Annotated in this window: 10 protein-coding genes; 5 read left to right on the forward strand and 5 right to left on the reverse strand. The window is 51.4% G+C overall.

The features are described from left to right. Positions 1 to 39: 39 nt before the first annotated feature. Positions 40 to 3507: a molecular chaperone DnaK gene (gene dnaK / locus AC286M_RS33520; protein ID WP_488208522.1), complete on the reverse strand. Its 3468-nt coding sequence runs from the start codon at positions 3505 to 3507 to the stop codon at positions 40 to 42. 613 nt (positions 3508 to 4120) lie between these two features. Between dnaK and pds the strand changes: the two genes are divergently transcribed. The 3 genes from pds to AC286M_RS33535 all read left to right on the forward strand — a co-directional run bounded on the left by pds (position 4121) and on the right by AC286M_RS33535 (position 7479). Beyond that, positions 4121 to 5545 (forward strand): 15-cis-phytoene desaturase, encoded by a 1425-nt coding sequence (gene pds / locus AC286M_RS33525; RefSeq protein WP_488208523.1) that lies wholly within the window; start codon positions 4121 to 4123, stop codon positions 5543 to 5545. Between the two features lie 129 nt (positions 5546 to 5674). Beyond that, positions 5675 to 6607 (forward strand): 15-cis-phytoene synthase CrtB, encoded by a 933-nt coding sequence (gene crtB / locus AC286M_RS33530; protein WP_488208524.1) that lies wholly within the window; start codon positions 5675 to 5677, stop codon positions 6605 to 6607. Positions 6608 to 6894: 287 nt separating this feature from the next. After that, positions 6895 to 7479, forward strand: coding sequence for a thioredoxin family protein (locus tag AC286M_RS33535; RefSeq protein ID WP_488208525.1), 585 nt, complete (start codon positions 6895 to 6897; stop codon positions 7477 to 7479). Between the two features lie 95 nt (positions 7480 to 7574). On the opposite strand, the gene AC286M_RS33540 is transcribed toward AC286M_RS33535, so the two are convergent. The 4 genes from AC286M_RS33540 to AC286M_RS33555 form a co-directional block, all read right to left on the reverse strand. After that, positions 7575 to 11693 (reverse strand): SwmB domain-containing protein, encoded by a 4119-nt coding sequence (locus tag AC286M_RS33540; RefSeq protein WP_488208526.1) that lies wholly within the window; start codon positions 11691 to 11693, stop codon positions 7575 to 7577. A 655-nt stretch (positions 11694 to 12348) separates the two neighbouring features. Beyond that, on the reverse strand, positions 12349 to 12888 hold the full coding sequence (locus AC286M_RS33545; protein ID WP_488208527.1) for a TIGR02588 family protein: 540 nt from the start codon (positions 12886 to 12888) through the stop codon (positions 12349 to 12351). Positions 12889 to 13012: 124 nt separating this feature from the next. Continuing rightward, a complete protein-coding gene (locus AC286M_RS33550; protein WP_488208528.1) occupies positions 13013 to 13873 on the reverse strand; it encodes a TIGR02587 family membrane protein in 861 nt (286 codons plus the stop codon). 48 nt (positions 13874 to 13921) lie between these two features. Next, entirely contained in the window at positions 13922 to 14896 is a 975-nt protein-coding gene (locus tag AC286M_RS33555) for a calcium/sodium antiporter (RefSeq protein ID WP_488208529.1), read from the reverse strand. Positions 14897 to 15055: 159 nt separating this feature from the next. On the opposite strand from AC286M_RS33555, the gene AC286M_RS33560 reads away from it, so the two are divergent. Both AC286M_RS33560 and AC286M_RS33565 read left to right on the forward strand, forming a co-directional pair. Continuing rightward, positions 15056 to 16171 carry a tRNA (guanine-N1)-methyltransferase gene (locus AC286M_RS33560; RefSeq protein ID WP_488208530.1) on the forward strand — a complete coding sequence of 372 codons (1116 nt, stop codon included), beginning with the start codon at positions 15056 to 15058 and terminating at the stop codon, positions 16169 to 16171. Between the two features lie 169 nt (positions 16172 to 16340). Further along, on the forward strand, positions 16341 to 18434 hold the full coding sequence (locus tag AC286M_RS33565) for a thioredoxin domain-containing protein (RefSeq protein WP_488208531.1): 2094 nt from the start codon (positions 16341 to 16343) through the stop codon (positions 18432 to 18434). Positions 18435 to 18517 lie beyond the last annotated feature (83 nt).

Below are 18517 nucleotides of genomic sequence, written 5' to 3' on the forward strand. Positions count from 1 at the left end.
GTGGTGGGCGGTGCCCACCCTACGGTCGGTTGAACGATTTTAGAACCAGTTTTCGTCTTCGTCTCCCCAGTCTTCATCATCATACCCATAGCGACCATACCCATAGGGATCGCGGTCTGAAGTGGGTCGTCGAGAGGCAGAGGGCGCAGGATTGCGAGTGGGTTCTGATCGGCCATAACCGGGATCAGCACCCTGGCCTAACCCTGTTCCATAGCTTTCCCGTCCATAGCGGCTGGCATCATAGCGCTCGGTCTGATACGGTTCAGAGCCATAGGCGTCACGGCTATAGGCGTCACGCCCGTTTGCATTGCGATCGTAGGTGTTCCGGTCGTAAGCATCGCGCCCATACTCGTCGCGTCCGTACTGATCACGGCTATAGGCATCGCGTGGCCCTTCCTCTCGCTGAGGCCGCTGGGGTGGATAAGGTTCTGGTGAACCGTAGTCCGCATTGCCGCGATCATAAGAGCTACGGCTGTTGCGATCGCGCTTATCCCAGTCACGCTCGGTTTGTCTAGTTTGCTCGTTATCCCAACCGTAATCCGTGGATTCAGATGGGCTGCGAGTTCCTTCATCTGGAGATTCCGGTGCGACCGATGAGGGTTGGCCTTCGCCGTTGCGATCGCGGTTCAGATTCACGTCCCGACCATTGGCTGCACTGGCTGAAGCCTGGGGTGTTTCCGATTGGGAATCGGCCCAATAGTCTTCGTTTTGCCAGTCATCGTCCCCAGCAGAGGTGTCAGCCTGTGGAGTTTGATTGAAGGAGTTGCGATCGCGGCTCTCGCCAGCGGCATAACCTGCATCTTCTGGGCTGTATGTATCACGGCGCTCAGGAGGCGCATCAGAACGATTTTGAGGGCGATTCTGAGAACGGCCTTGGCTTGGCTCTGAAGCTGGAGGATAAGCATCACGACGAGCATCGTCCCGCGCATCACCACGAGCGGTTGGGCCTTGACCGTATCTATCTTGGCCGTAAGTGTCCTGATCATATCGGCCTTGACCGTAAGCGTCTTGACCGTAGGTATCGCGGCCTGAAGGAGGTTGATTGTAATTTGGCTCAGTGGGGGCAGGCGGTTGGCTCCATCCGCCATTGGGTTGATTGGTTGGCTGAGACTCTACGCCGCGAGAGCGATTCTCGGTGGGTTGACCATACACATCCATCCGATAGGGATCGTTGCGATCTCGATCGGTGCCATAGCGATTAGTTGAGCCATAGTCCTGTGACCAGTCATCCCGCTGCCCACTCGAACGGCTGGCATCAGGCGCATAGGGATCGGGACGGCTGGGTTGGGTGCCATAGTCACGCGGAGCGTAGGGATCTGAGCCATAAGCCGGACGCTGCTGGGGCTGAGTCCAGTCGTCAGCTGGGGAAGAACCGCTCTGCCCGTAGCTGGGCTTACCGTAGTCTGGTTGGCTATAACCGCTTTGACCATAGCTGGGGCGATCTGTACCACTTTGACCGTAATTACTTTGACCATAGCCGCTTTGGCCATAACCCGATTGACCGTAGCCGCTTTGACCATAACCGGGCTGGCTATAACCAGGCTGACCGTAACTCGGTTGACCATAGCTGCCGCTGCGCCCGTAGCCACCGGCTGGGCTGGAATAATCCCATGTATCCTGATAGCCCAAATCCGGTTCCTTCTCGCCCGTTAGGGTACGGCGAATCGCACCAAAGAAATCGTCATCCTCGTCTTCATAAAAATAGGCTTCCCGACGCAGTTCGTACATGGCGTCTTGCAGGTCAGCTTGGGCAATGTCAATACCGCGCTCGTCATCCCGCTCCAGCGATTCCCGCAGTTCGCGCACCAGCGACTCGATCTGGCGACGGCGAGTGCTGGCAAACTGCATACCAAAGTCGAGCGCCACCTCCCGCAGCAGCCGCTCGGCCTGAAACGTCATTGCTTCGGCCCGATTGCGCTTTTCAATTTGCTCTCGCTGGAAGCGATCTTCATCGGCATACTGCTCCGCATCCCGAATCATCCGCTCAATTTCATCATCGGAGAGGGACGACGCGCCTTGGACGGTGATACCCTGCTCGCGTCCCGTGGCTTTATCCAGCGCTGAGACTTGTAGAATTCCATTAGCGTCGATATCAAACGATACCAGCACTTGCGGCACACCGCGCGGCGCAGGCGGAATCCCCATCAGCTTGAATCGACCCAGGGATTTATTATCCCGCGCCATCTCCCGCTCGCCCTGCACGACGTGAACTTCCACCATCGTCTGATTATTCTCCGAGGTAGAGAAGATATCAGAGCGCCGCACCGGAATTGTCGTATTGCGCGGAATCAGCTTTTTGGTGACGCCGCCAATGGTTTCCAGACCAATGGACAGCGGCGTGACATCCAGCAGCAGAATGTCTTGTACTTCCTGATTGAGGATGCCAGCCTGAATTGCCGCCCCGACCGCCACGGCTTCGTCAGGGTTAACCGTCTGCGTGGGATTAATACCAATTAGCGATCGCACTACGGCCTGCACCATCGGCATCCGGCTACCACCACCGACCAGCACCACTTCATTAACGCGGGAGGGGGGAATGCCTGAATCTGCGATCGCTTGTTTGACGGGGAGCTGAATCCGGCTGAGCAAATCGCCGCAAAGTCCTTCGAACTCTTGCCGAGTCAGGCGAGTTTCAATATGCTTTGGCCCTTCTGGGGATGCGGTGATAAACGGCAGGTTGATCTCGGTGGTTTCGGTATTAGACAACTCGATTTTGGCCTTTTCTGCCGCTTCGGTCAGTCGCTGGAGGGCTTGGCGATCGCGGCGTAGATCGATGCCTTCTTTGGCTAAAAACGTTTCGGCTAGCCAGTTAACAATTTTCTTGTCGAAGTCGTTGCCGCCCAGTTGCGTATCACCACTGGTGGCCCGGACTTCAAATACACCCTCATTAATGTCGAGTATCGAAACGTCAAACGTGCCGCCACCCAGGTCAAAGACCAGTACCGTTTCGCTGCGTCGCCGATCTAAGCCATACGCGAGAGCCGCTGCGGTGGGTTCGTTAATGATCCGCTTGATGTCTAATCCGGCAATTCGTCCGGCGTCGCGGGTGGCCTGTCGCTGCGCGTCGTTGAAATAGGCGGGGACGGTGATGACTGCTCCCGTCACGGGCTGCCCCAAATAGCGGCTCGCTTCATCCGCCAGCTTGCGCAGAATCATCGACGAAAGTTCTTCCGGCACAAAGTCTTTTTCCAAGCGAGGACAGCGGATGCGAATACTGCCCGCCTCATCGCGGCGAATCGTGTAGGGTACGCGCTTCGATTCCGGTGCAAGTTCAGCGTAGCGCCGTCCCATGAACCGCTTAATGCCATAAAACGTGTTTTGAGGGTTCAAAACCGCCTGCCGCCGTGCCATTTGGCCCACGAGCCGTTCTCCCTCTTTGCTGAAGGCCACCACCGATGGGGTTGTTCGCATTCCTTCCGCATTGGCGATCACAACGGGCTTTCCGCCTTCCATTACGGCTACAACGGAGTTGGTTGTCCCCAAATCGATTCCGACTACCTTGCCCATGCGATTAGGCTTCTCCTCGTTTGACGTACTCTTCAGCGCTGAACGGCTTGACTCTTAGTCATCCTACTGGGTTAAAGCATAAGAATAAATACTTAATCACTGGGATTCAGTGATAAATAAACAGTATTGCTCTTGATGCTCGTGAACAGGTTATATAGCAATTGCTGTGATTCTGTTGTGACTCAGTTATGACTTAAGGACTGACCATCGTGATTAACTTTGATGGAAAACGATAAAAAAGGCTTCCCTCGCGATCCGATTCCTTCGTCTTGTAGAACGCCTATCCTACTGACAGACCGAAGCGATGAAATCTCACATAAGGAAATCTCATCGGCATCAGGATATTGATGAAACCGCTTGTTAACGACAGATTAATACAGATTCGGTCTAGCGCTGTATACAACCTTTAGCTTTCCCTTGATCCATTCTATCTTGCGGTTTTCCCTGCACTGTATCTAACTCATCAGTGAATTGCGAAATTTGTCAGCCAGGTTCGCCAACTTTTTGTTGGAAAAACCGATTGATGAAAAGTCGTCCTCAAAATGTAACGCTTTGCAAACTATAATGAAAATCGAAAAAGAATGATCATGCAGCGTAGGGGATTGAACGTCACATGCGAGTTGCGATCGCAGGAGCAGGCTTAGCAGGATTATCCTGCGCCAAGTATTTAGTCGATGCCGGATACAAGCCCATTGTGCTAGAACGCCGCGACGTTCTGGGGGGCAAAGTTGCCGCTTGGAAAGACGAGGACGGCGACTGGTATGAGACGGGACTGCACATCTTTTTTGGTGCCTATCCCAACATGCTGCAGTTGTTCAAGGAACTGGACATTGAAGATCGGCTGCAGTGGAAAGAGCACACCATGATCTTCAATCAGCCCGAGAAACCGGGCACTTACTCCCGTTTCGATTTTCCCGATATTCCCGCTCCCATCAATGGCGTGACGGCTATCCTCAGCAACAATGACATGCTGACTTGGCCGGAAAAAATCCGCTTCGGTCTCGGCTTGATCCCAGCCATGATCAAGGGCCAGAAGTATGTTGAGGATATGGATCAATATTCCTGGACGGAGTGGCTCCGCAAGCAAAACATTCCTGAGCGGGTAAACGAAGAAGTCTTCATTGCGATGGCCAAGGCGCTGAACTTCATTGATCCCGATGAGATTTCCTCGACCGTTGTGCTAACGGCGCTCAATCGCTTTTTGCAGGAGCGCTACGGCTCTAAAATGGCCTTTTTAGACGGCGCACCACCGGAACGGCTCTGTCAGCCGATGGTGGATTACATCACCGAACGGGGCGGCGAAGTTCATCTCAATAAGCCGCTGAAAGAGATTCTGCTGAACGAAGACGGTACCGTCAAAGGCTACTTAATTCGCGGCCTCGATGGGTCTGCCGATGAGGTGATCACAGCCGACCTATACGTTTCCGCCATGCCCGTCGATCCGCTGAAGGTGATGCTGCCCCAGCCCTGGAAGCAGATGGACTTTTTCAAAAAGCTAGATGGTTTAGTTGGTGTTCCCGTGATCAACCTGCACCTGTGGTTCGATCGCAAGCTGACCGATGTGGATCACCTGCTGTTTTCGAGATCGCCGCTGCTCAGCGTCTATGCCGACATGAGCAATACCTGTCGGGAGTATGAAAACCCTGACCGTTCCATGCTGGAGCTGGTGCTAGCGCCTGCGAAAGACTGGATTTCAAAGTCCGACGAGGAAATCGTTGCGGCGACGATGAAGGAGCTGGAAAAGCTGTTCCCGCAGCATTTCACAGGTGAAAATCAGGCCAAACTGCTCAAATCCAAAGTCGTCAAAACGCCCCGCTCGGTTTACAAAGCCGTTCCCGGTTGCCAAGCTTGTCGCCCTTCTCAAATCACTCCTATTGAGAATTTCTATCTCACGGGCGATTACACCATGCAGCGCTACCTGGCCAGTATGGAAGGCGCAGTACTGTCTGGCAAGCTGACAGCGCAAGCTATTAGCCAAAATACCCGTCCAATTCCGGATTCTCAGCCTGAAACTGCTCTAAGTGGCGCAAATGCCTAGTATGCTGATTGAAGGAAATTAGGGTAATTTTTGCGCTAAATTCCTGCTTTGCATCCATTGCGTCGTACTCTAAAAGCAGATCGCTGACCGTTTTTTGCATCAACGTTAATCTGCCCGTCTGCTGTCTTCATGCTGCAATTGCCTGACTCTCCATCCAAGCCCACGACTCTAGCCTCTCTAGAGCAATCCTATGAGCTTTGCCGTCAAATTACGGCAAAGTACTCGAAGACCTTTTATTTGGGCACGATGTTGATGTCCGAAGAAAAACGTCGTGCCATCTGGGCCATTTATGTCTGGTGTCGTCGCACAGATGAACTTGTGGATGGGCCACAGGCGAAGTTTACGACTGATGACACACTCGATCAATGGGAGCAGCATTTGGAGTCGGTGTTTGCCGGACATCCCGTTGCGGACGAAGACGTGGCGTTAGTCGATACGCTCAGCCGTTTCCCGATTGATATTCAGCCCTTTCGCGATATGATTGCGGGCCAGCGGATGGATCTATATCGGTCGCGCTATGAGACTTACGAGGAGCTAGAGCTGTACTGCTACCGGGTTGCAGGCACGGTGGGCTTGATGTCCACGGCGGTTATGGGCATGGATCTGCAACAGTACACGGCTCCCTGGAACTGCTACCAAGAAATTGAATCGCCCGTTGAAGAAGCGATCGCACTTGGGATTGCCAATCAGCTCACGAATATTTTGCGCGATGTCGGTGAAGATGCCCGTCGGGGCCGGATTTATCTACCGCTCGAAGATTTGGAGCGGTTCAACTACACCGAACAGGACTTGATGAAAGGGGTAATTGACGACCGCTGGCAGGCGCTGATGCAGTTTGAGATTCAGCGAGCGCGAGACTGCTTCCATGAGGCGGAACGCGGCATCAAATCCTTGAGTCCCGATGCTCGCTGGCCCGTCTGGGCAGCGCTGATGCTCTATCGCGGCATTCTCGACCAGATTGAGCGCAACGGCTACGACGTGTTTACAGAACGCGCTTACGTGTCAGACTGGCGCAAAGCGCTGTATTTACCATCGGCCTTGTTGCGATCGCGGATTTCGTAGGTGGAGAAATTGGTTAGGGACAGCCGAGACGGCTATCCTACGGGTTGCGATCGCGGATTTCATAGCTGCCGAAACTCAAAAGAGAGGGTCACCGCGTCGTGGCGACCCTCTCTTTTGGGGTTTTGTGCAGAACCACCCGTATCAGTACTACGATATCTCCAGGTAATATCAAATCCGCGTATAAGAACCCAATTTATTTTTTGCGAAACGCTCGCTTCGCGAGCGTTTCGCAAAAAATAAATCATGGGTTTTCAACCGGATTTCATACAATCACAGGAGGTTTAACGATGGTCAAAACCGCTTCCACCATGCTGGAACTTGGCACTTCCGCGCCCGACTTTCAGCTGCCGGATGTTGTTTCAGGCGAAACCGTTTCACTGGCCGATTTTAAGGACAAGTCGGCGCTACTGATGATGTTTATCTGTCAACACTGTCCGTTTGTGAAACACGTGCAGGATGAACTAGCCCGCATTGGCCAGGATTATGTACCCCAAAACGTTGGCATCGTCGCGATTAGCGCCAACAGCGTTCAGACCCATCCTCAGGACAGCCCGGAACATCTGAAGCGAATGGCGGAAACTTTGGGCTTTAACTTTCCCTTCTGCTACGACGAAACCCAGGAAGTCGCTAAAGCCTACACCGCTGCCTGCACGCCGGACTTCTTCCTTTTTGATGGTGATATGAAGCTGGTGTATCGAGGCCAACTGGACGACAGTCGTCCCGGCAATGATAAGCCAGTGAATGGTAAAGATTTGAGAGGTGCGATCGCAGCTGTCCTGGCTGGCGACTCCTTACCCGCAGACCAAAAGCCCAGCATTGGCTGCAACATCAAATGGACACCGGGCAACGAACCTGAATATTTTCGGAACTGAAATTTCCAAAATTTCCTAAGAGCGAAGGGGGTTGGCTTTACGCCAACCCCCTTCGCTTACTTTTTGAAGTTTAGTAGAGCATTATGCAGTTGGCGCTAAATTACTGCATCCCACCCTGCTGTAGATGCCTCAACAACAGAACTATTGACTCTTGTTCCATTGTCAATGAACCAACTAACAGCCTTATAGGTGGATTCGTTATACCACAGCAAATCATCGACAGTGCCGTCTCCATCTAGATCACCAACCCCTTCGATTTCCCAGTTCAGCGGGGCGTTATCAAGGGTGAAGCTGCCAGTCTTTTGCTGTCCATCGGTCGTCCAAATCACATTCTGGCCGGTTGCATAGTTGCGCCAAACCAAATCGTCAACAAAGTTGTTGGCCTCAAAGTCACCCACACCTTGTACTCGCCAATCGGTACTGACTGTGCCAAAGTCAACAGTACCTGTTTTTGTCGTACCATCCATGGTCCAGACGATGGTCTTACCAGTGGACTGATTACGCCAAACAATGTCATCTGTATAATCGCGATGGTCAAAGTCACCCACTCCCTGAATTTGCCAATCGGTATTGGTGACAGGATCAAGCGCCATGCTGCCAACTTTGTTAATCCCATCCATAAACCAAACGGTGTTACGGCCATCTGCCGTGTTGCGCCAGATAATGTCATCTCGCTTGCCGTCTTTGTCAAAGTCACCCACGCCAACGGTAGTCCAGTCAGGGTTGGAAACCGTATCACCAGCAGGGCCACCACCCAGTTTCTTTTGACCGTCGGTAAACCAAATGTTGGTTTGTCCAGTGCTAGCTCTCCGCCAAACGATGTCGGGACGATTATCATTATCGAAATCGGTCACTCCGTTGCTCGCATCAACAACCGAAATCGATAGGTCTTGAGTGACAGAGCCACCTTCATTTCCATCACTAACAGTGACGGAAACGTTATAGACGTTGTCACCACCATTATCGCCCGGTGTCTCGAAGTCGGGAGCAGTCACAAAGCTGAGCTCTCCAGTGTTCTCGTCAATGGAGAAGAGAGCCGCATCGACGCCACCAGCAATCGAGTAGCTCAACGTGTCACCATCTGCGTCAGTTGCCACAACAGTTGTAACAGCCGTCGAATTCTCAATGACTGATGGATTGGCTGCTGAGGTAAATACTGGAGAGATATTGGCAGTGAAGTTGTCAACAGATCGACCAGAGAAAGAACCTGCATCATTGCCAGCCGTGTCTTGGATGGGGCTGGTTCCTGGAGGTGCGTAGCTAACCGTAACCGTATCTGAACTGACAACTGCAGACGATAAAGTCAGAGTGACAGTGGAGCCGTTTGCATTCGCTGAACTCACCGTCACAGGAGAACCATTAACATTGACAGTGAAGGCCGTTCCGGCAGGGTCAGAGGTTCCATCTAGAGTTTCGTTGTAGGTTAAGACCAGAGTCGTGCCATCGATTTCTGCACTCTGAAGAACGGGGGCCTGGGTATCCGTTGAATTGTTAGTAACCGAGCGACCAGAGAAGGAACCTGCATCATTGCCAGCCGTATCTTGAACGGGGTTGGTTCCAGGAACTGTGTAGTTAACCGTGACGGTGTCTGAAGGCTGTACAGCAGACGATAGGGTCAGAGTGACAGTGGAGCCATTCGCATTCGCTGAACTTACTGTTATAGGAGAACCATTAACATTGACAGTGAAGGCCGTTCCAGATGGATCAGATAGACCATCTAAAGCTTCGTTGTAGGTTAAGACCAGCGTGCTGCCATTAATTTCTGCAGTCTGAAGAACAGGTGCCTGGGTATCTGTTGAATTATTAGTAACAGAGCGACCGGAGAAAGAACCTGCATCATTGCCAGCCGTATCTTGGATAGGATTGCTTCCAGGAGCCGTGTAGTTAACCGTGACGGTATCTGAAGGCTGTACAGCAGACGATAGGGTCAGAGTAACAGTGGAGCCGTTTGCATTCGCTGAACTTACTGTTACAGGAGAACCATTAACATTGACAGTGAAGGCCGTTCCAGATGGATCAGATAGGCCATCTAGAGCTTCGTTGTAGGTTAAGACCAGCGTGCTGCCATTAATTTCTGCGGTCTGAAGAACAGGTGCCTGGGTATCTGTCGAATTATTAGTAACCGAGCGACCGGAGAAGGAACCTGCATCATTGCCAGCCGTATCTTGGATAGGATCGGTTCCAGGAACTGTGTAGTTAACCGTGACGGTATCTGAAGGCTGTACAGCAGACGATAGGGTCAGAGTAACCGTTGAGCCATTGGCATCAGCAGAACTCACCGTTACAGGAGAACCATTAACATTGACAGTAAAGGCGGTTTCGTCAGGATCAGAGGTTCCATCTAGAGCTTCGTTGTAGGTTAAGACCAAAGTCGTGCCATCAACAGTGGCGTTGATGATATTGGGAGCGATTGTATCACTGCCGATATTTAATGAAGTGGATTCTACTGAAGTATTGCCTGCAGCATCGGTAGCAGTAGCTGTAATAGAGTAACTGTCTTCTTCTAAGTTTATTGGCAGTGTAAAGAACCAATTGCCTGACCCATCTGCAGTGGTAGTACCAGCTGATAGACCATCGATAAAGATTTCAACAGTTGAACCAGCTTCAGCAGTACCCTCAAGAACAGGATCTACCCCCTCCATTTGTATAACATCTGTGAAAATCGGCGCTGCAGGAGCTTGTGTATCAGTTGAATTGTTAGTAACCAAGCGACCAGAGAAGGAAGCGGCATCGTTGCCAGCCGTATCTTGGATGGGGTTGGTTCCAGGAACCGTGTAGTTAACCGTGACGGTATCTGACGGCTGTACAGCAGACGATAGGGTCAGAGTAACCGTTGAGCCATTGGCATCAGCAGAACTCACCGTTACAGGAGAACCGTTGACATTGACGATGAAGGCTGTTCCATCAGGATCAGAGATTCCGTCTAGAGCTTCGTCGTAGGTTAAGACCAGAGTCGTACCGTCTATTTCTGCACTGACCAAGACAGGAGATGTCACGTCACCAGTGGGAGGCGGTGTGGGTGTGGTGCCAAATGACCCTCCTTGCAGAAAGACGGCTGAGTCATAAGCAGAATCACCAACATCAGCAATTACAATGCTGAGAGTATTACTTTGTCCAGCATTAAGTGAACCTGTAAAGGTAAGAGCCTTTGTATAAGCATCCAGTTCAGTTTCTGTACCACCGGTATTATCAACATAATCAGGATGGAAGGGACCAGTCCCGCCATTTGGTGCCAAGTTATTGATCGTGACCGTCTGACCATCACTCAATAAAGCCAAATTAGTGCCATTTAGCGAAAGCTGGAAACTATCGTTGAAATTACTACCGCCATATTCGGGAAATTCTTCTGAGCCAAAGACAAAGTTAAAAAATACCTCAGTGTTTTCTAATCCAGCATCAACATCAAAAGTTATGTCAAAACGGATACCACTTTGATCTCCAGTGACAGTAGAACCAGTGCCAGGTGCATCATTTGGGCCAAGTAGATTATTTACATTTCCTGTACTTAAGACTATTCCAGAATTGAATCCAAAAGGATCATTTGTAAATGTGCCAAAGGCTTCTGCACCACCAGTAGTAGTAGCCTGAATATTACTCAGCCCGCTGGTGTTGCCGAGCAAGGTACTCAGCAGAGTATTGACATCATTAGTCTGGGTTACGCTGATTGCCAAGACTGACGCATAACTTTCCAATTTATCTGACTGAAAAGCTAGATTGCTCTCAATGCTGCCAAGCTCAACATCAAGAATCCACTTTCCACCAAGGGTACTATTACCGACTTTATGGGTTGAAGCTGCAATGTTAGCTCGGGTTAAGGAATGAAGCTTTGTAAGAAACTCTTCACCTGCATCACCTGCTGCAACGTTACAGCCGTAGATGAGTAGTTCTGAGGCTTGAGACGGGAACCAAGATTGAATCTGTGCGGTATAGCTCTCTAATGTGTCGAGGCTGAGTTGGCTGTTGCCAAGGTAGATGCAGCCAGGAGAGCCGTGGGAAACGATGTGGAGGGAGAGAGAGGCGTGAGGAGAGAGGCGTGAAGCGTTCAGAATTTCAGTGATTTGCTCAATGCCGTCCTGGTGAGCATCGAGAACAAATACTTCAAATCCAGGGCAAACGCCTGCAACGAGCTGCTGATGGTCATCAACCTGGGAATCAATAACTACAATCTGACGAGTCATGGTGAGCTGGCTAGAGAAACCAAACATCTTCGGCATGGTGGATCTTTTCCTTAAAAAAGAAATGGTGATTGGACAAGTAGTCGCATCGTGTATATTTCGTGGCGAGGTAATTCTCGCCAGCCTGTCCAGGACAACATGTCAGTTACAAATGACACAATCTTGTACAACACAATGCTATTGCTATAGTTCCCGTGCCTAAATGAAGGATCTCTGAAGCTATCGTTGATTTCGCATAAACTTTTACGACGAAATTAGTGATACAAACCCGTACGAATACAGAGGATTTTTTTGTCTCAAATAGCAGAAAGCTGGTTTTCAGTAATTCTGCGCAAATTCAGGTTAATTTGCTAACTATTCAAGTATTTTTTTGTTTCAAATCAGCAAATTAGCGCAAACTTTATGCGCCCAGAAAACAGGATGAGATCAGTAAATTTCCGGTGTGGATTGAGGTGAAAGGAAGCCGATGTGACGATGCCCCAATGGCTCATGAAGCGCATGCGACGCATTTATTGCACCTCAACTGTCCTTAATGGACTTTATTGGAAATAAAGTTTTTGGGGTTGGAAATTGTTTTGTAGCGCGGTGGCGTCGCGCTACAAAACAATTTCCGATAAAGTCTAATGAGCAGATGTGGAATGACCGAATGTGGAATGACCGGATGTGGAATGACCAATTTGATGGGATAGGCCGATTACGGCAAGCGGTAGCTAGCGACTCGCAGCACTAATTCTCCCGATTGGGGATTGTGGGTGAAGATAAAGCTGCCGCGTTTGCGTTCTTGCCCCGAGAGGAAGTCAATTTGCTGTTCGCCTGTTTCGTCAGGCTCACCCTCGACATGTAGTTCCGCCGTAACCTGGACAGTGCGAGCGATGCGTCCTCCGGTATTGGTAATGACAAACGGCACGTAGTACCGTTCGTCAGTGATGCGAGCGGTTTGAGTGACTTCGATTTGAAACGCGGGTGGTCGATCTTGGTTGACAACCCAGTCAAAGATGACAAGTCCTACAAGGGATAACAAGATCAGGATAGACACAATAAATGTGACCCATTCCGCTTTAGAGCGCTGGCCAAGCCGAAGAACGGGTGGGCTAGTTGGTGCTTCCGCAGCGTCGCGTGTAGCAGAATCCGCAGTACCGTCAGTCGTGCTGTTAGAAGCTGCATCTTCAGGTAATTCTGATCGGGATTGTTGAGTTCTTATCGGCTGTTCTGTTGGATCACGTTGTTCTGCCATAAACCTATATGTGCCTTGATGCTTGCGTCCACGCTGAGGTGCAAAGCTTAATCCCGATTCGTATGAGTCACAATCAATTTCGTACTGGAGGCTCAGCTTTACTTCGTTTACAGATGGGTTTTGCTCAAATTAAAATTCGGCCAGCCGCTCCTCCGACAGAGGCCGGTAAGCCCAGCACAATGGTATCGCCTAGCCACTCTTGCCACGGGTCTTGGACATTCAACTGCTGGAAAAAGATGAGCATGACGACCGAGGCTGCTAGAGCGACGAGATAGGCCACCAGTGTTTCCGTGATGGGACTGAGGAATAGACCCCGCTGCTGGCGTTCCCAGCGGTTGGTAAAGCCTGAGGCAAACACAATGATATAAGACAAGATTAGCGAAGCAGCCATAATCAGCAGTAGCCAAAGGGGTGGAATTGCTGACGCGACCAGAGGAATTTCTTCGGTGGGGGCAATGCTGAAGGCAATGATGATTGCCCCAATCAGTGTGGCATCAATATCAACCAGGGTATCGCGTAAGTTTAGGGCATTGGGAGTTGAAAATCGGGTTAGGGAAGGGGTACGGCGAGTGCGATCGCGAATCCGATCGCGATTTAATGTTGAACGAGCCAGAGCGACACCGAGAGAAAACGGCACGCCTTCAAACACCAGTTTGCCCAGCATTTCCGAGAGCGGAGTTTCTAGGGTGATACGGCGCAGTAGGATCAGTGCGATCGCAGCGCAGACCGTACCGATTGCCATTGCCTCGATACTTTCCATCAGAGCGGCTACTAGATTGAGGCTCATGGTGCGACGGAAGCCTTCGGTTTGCGTCAGCAGTGACACAACGACGAACGTGATCAGCAAAATCGCCAGCAGGCGTGGGGCTTGGGTGGCCGAACCGATTGACCAGACTTCCACGGTGTAGAGCAGAGGAATACCAAAGAGAAACGCACCTGCCGATGCCCGCAGAATATCTTTCAGTTCCTCACGCCAAATATTCATCGCTGTAATGTCTGCAAAAGGGCTGGATTTCGACCACAATGCACCGGATTAGAAAACAAATAACGACCCGACATAGACAACGTAGAGAACAACTAAGATGCCACCTTCCCAGCGTTCCATCGTCAGGCTGCTGAGCAAAAACGGCAGCACTAGCACACTAAATGCGATCGCAATATACAAATCAAACTGCACATCGGCTGACATATTCACCGGGTTGACCATTGAGGTAATGCCCAAAATGCCCAAGGCGTTGAAAATATTGGAGCCGACGATGTTGCCGAGCAAAATATCCGCTTCTTTTTTGAATGAGGCAACGAGGCTGCTGGCCAGTTCCGGCAGACTGGTGCTGAAGGCCACCAGGGTAACGCCGATCACTCGTTCGGTTAAGCCAAACTCGCGCGCCAAATCAATCGCTCCGGTGACCAGGCTTTGAGCGCCCAGCACCAACAGGGCAATGCCAACCACGACGCCGAAGACAGGCTTCCAGCCCGATGCGCGATCGTGGCCATATTCCCGCATGAATTCATCTTCGTTGGCGACATCGCCATCCGTAATCTCGTCCAGCACCTCATCTGCGATCGCATCGCCATCGCTTTTGAGCAAATAGAATAGATAAGCGACCAAACTGGCAAATAGAAATGCGCCCTCCAGCCGACTAATGGTTAAATCCCAGCTAAAGGGAATCAAAATCACCCCAGCGAAAATCATTACTGGGATTTCGCGCCGAATCACCTTTGAGCGAGCCCGAAACGGCTGAATCATGGCCGAAATGCCTAAAATCAGCCCAATATTAGTGATATTTGATCCAACAATATTGCCCATTGCCACATCGGGAGCATCCTTAAACGCCGAAATCAGCGTAGCCAATAGTTCCGGGCTGGAGGTTCCAAAGGCAACAATGGTCAATCCAATGACCAGCGGACTCAGCCCCAGCGCTAGCGCTAGCCGAGATGAATATTTGACCAAAATCTCCCCACCGAAATACAGCAGCGGAATCCCAATTAGCGTTAGCAGAATGCTCATTTAGTTAAAGTCGCGCGTTCAGCACAGGTTTGATCCTTTATTTAGCAATGCTATAGCAATCCTGGATCGTTTCTATGTAGGATTGCTCTCTGGTTATCGGATAAACTTCAGCAAACTATGAATCCAGGCTCAGAATCCCCTCACCCTAGCTTTCCTCTGATGGAACTTCAACAAGAAGGAAAAGCGCAGTTTGTAGTTGGAGATGCTTTTTTTCGGCAGCATAGCCAGGTCGGGCGAGACTTGGCCGTGTTGGTCGCCGCCCTGGAAAAAGCGGATCGGGGACATCTGCGGGTGCTAGATGCGATGACGGGTTGCGGCGTGCGATCGCTGCGCTATGGATTAGAAGCAGATGCAGATTGGATCTGGGCCAATGAAGGCAATCCAGACATGGGCGAGTTACTGCACCACAATCTGAGCAGCCAGCTTCAGCCCCAGCAGTTTCAGATCACCCATCAGGAAGCCAATCGCGTCTTTTTTGACTGTCACAATCGCCGCGACTTCTACGACTTGGTCGATGTAGACAGCTTTGGCAGTGCGGCACCCTACATCACAACCAGCCTCTGGGCGGTGAAGCTGGGTGGGCTGGTCTATCTCACCGATACGGATGGGCGATCGCGCAGTGGTCACAATCCAGTGCGGAGTCTCGCAGCCTATGGCACCTATCCCCGTTTGCATCCTGCGTTTACCGAACAGGGACTGCGGCTGCTGATTGGTGCGGCTTGGCAACATGCCGCATCGAAAGGGTTGGGCATTCAGCCGATCTTTTCTTTATTTCATCAAGATATCTGCCGGGTGATGCTGCGGCTGCTGCCGACGTTTGATCAGCAGATTCAGGTGTACGGTTTCATCGCCTACTGCCACGACTGCGGCCACTACCGCACAATTAAGTGGCGACAGCTCAGTCGCGCCCAGTGTCCCTATCATGCCGAACCGCAACCGATGGTCGTGAGCGGCCCCCTGTGGCTCGGTGCTCTACACCATCGGCCTACGATTCAGCGGATGCAGCAGCTCGCTACGACATGGAACTGGACTGAACGAGCCAAGTTACTCAACGTGATGGCCGCTGAAGCCGACTTGCCGCCTTGGTTTTTCCGCTTAGCCGAAATTGGTCGCCGCACCAAGCGCAACATTCCCAATCGCGATCGCATGATTGCCGCATTGTGCGATCGCGGGTTTTCAGCCAGCCAAAGTCATATTGATCCGCAAGCGATTAAGACGACGGCTACGTTTCAAGAATGTGTTGCGATCGCAAATGAAGTGAGGAGTGATGGGTGAAGAGGGGAGCATTCTGCAACTCCCCTGGCAATCACGATAGACTCAATGCGAGTGTTGGCTCCTTTGGGAGTTGCTTGACTACGGTCAAACTTACTATGGTCAAACCTACTATTATCGAACTTGCCAAATTGGCACTGTCAAACTTGCGTTGAATTCATCGGTTGCTTCTATGGCGAATCGTCTGGCCCAATCTCAAAGTTTATATCTGCAAAAACATGCCGAGAATCCAATCGATTGGTGGCCCTGGTGTGATCAGGCTTTGCAGAAAGCTAAACAGGAAAATAAGCCAATTTTCTTGTCGATTGGTTACTCAAGCTGCCACTGGTGCACGGTGATGGAAGGCGAAGCGTTCTCTGATGCCCAGGTGGCTCAGTATATGAACAGCCAGTTTGTGCCGATTAAGGTGGATCGGGAAGAGCGACCTGATATTGACAGTATCTACATGCAGGCGCTGCAGTTGATGACGGGACAGGGAGGCTGGCCGCTGAATGTGTTCCTCTCGCCGGACGATTTGGTGCCCTTTTATGGCGGAACGTATTTCCCCCTAGACGCTAAATATGGACGGCCTGGATTTATTCAAGTTTTACAGGCGATTCGTCGTCTCTACGATAGCGATCGCACCAAGGTCAACTCAGTTAAAGAAGAAATTTTAGAACGCTTACAGCAGTCAGGACAGTTACCTGCTGGGGATCAGCTAGATGCCGCCCTGTTACACATGGGCTTGAACTACAGTGCCGGAATTTTGTCTTCCGGTGGCTATGGCCCAAGTTTTCCAATGATTCCCTATGCGGATGCTACGCTGCATGGTTGCCGTTTTAGCCAGTCTGAGGCGTCAACTTCTAGCCAATCTGACAGCGATCAGCCGCAGTATGATGCCAAGCAAATTGCCACAGAGAGAGGCATGAATCTAGCTCTAGGCGGCATTTATGATCATGTGGGCGGCGGATTCCATCGCTACACGGTTGACCCAACTTGGACGGTGCCACACTTCGAAAAAATGCTCTATGACAACGGCCAGATCATGGAGTATTTAGCCAACCTGTGGAGCTTGGGTGTGCAAGAACCGGCCTTTGAACGTGCGATCGCAGGTACAGCGACCTGGCTGAAGCGGGAGATGACGGCTCCGGAGGGCTATTTCTATGCAGCGCAGGATGCTGACAGTTTTGTGACGCCGACGGATGTGGAACCAGAAGAGGGGGCGTTTTATGTGTGGCCTTACAGCGAACTGTCTGAGATGCTGACGGATGCTGAGCTGACAGAACTGAGCAATCAGTTCACGATTTCGGTTGAGGGCAACTTTGAAGGGAAAAATGTGCTCCAGCGGCGACATCCGGGCGAGCTGAGCCAACAGGTCGAAACGATTCTCCAGAAGCTCTTTCGCGTCCGCTATGGTGCCCATCCCGATACGATGAGTACGATGCCGCCCGCCCGCAACAATCAGGTCGCCAAGGAAGAAGACTGGGCGGGTCGGATTCCCTGCGTAACCGACACGAAGCTCATTGTGGCCTGGAACAGCCTCATGATTTCCGGCTTGGCGCGGGCTTATCTCGTCTTTGGCGACTCGAAGTATCTGGACATGGCCAGCACAGCGGCTGAATTTATCTGGCAGCACCAGCGCGTTGATGGCCAGTTGCATCGGGTGAATTACGACGGCCAGGTGGCGGTGCTGGCTCAGTCAGAAGACTATGCTCTGTTAATCAAAGCGCTGCTGGATCTGGATCAAGCCAATGCAGATCAAACGCCAACAGGACAAATTTCACAGTGGCTAGAGCGAGCGTTAACTTTGCAGGAAGAATTCGACGAACGGCTCTGGAGCATCGAACTCGGCGGTTACTTCAACACGGTAGACGGCAATGACCTGCTGCTGCGGGAACGGAGCTATCAAGATAATGCCACTCCGTCTGCCAATGGCAGTGCGATCGCAAATCTGATCCGCTTGGCGCTGTTGAGTGAGGATTTGAGCTATCTGGATCGAGCCGAGCAGAGTCTACTAGCGTTTAGCGCCGTTCTGGAAAAAGCGCCGAGTGCTTGTCCGTCTCTGTTTGCTGCGCTGGACTGGTTCCAGCACCATACGCTGATTCGCACGGATTGCGATCGCATGTCTAGCCTATTACAGTCCTATCTGCCCATAGCGGTCTGTAAATCTGAAGCGGTGCCCAATGGCGCGATTGGTCTAGTTTGCCAAGGGTTAAGCTGCCAAGAACCAGCCAAAAGTGACGAGCAGCTCCAGGCTCAAATTGCTGCTAGCCAGCAGCGTCTTTGATTTTCCTGGACGATATAGCGCTTCTTGCGCTAGTAATGGGAGATTATTTTTTGAAAGCCGCGCTTCGCGCGGCTTTCAAAAAA

Source organism: Thainema salinarum CENA647, from assembly GCF_057732415.1.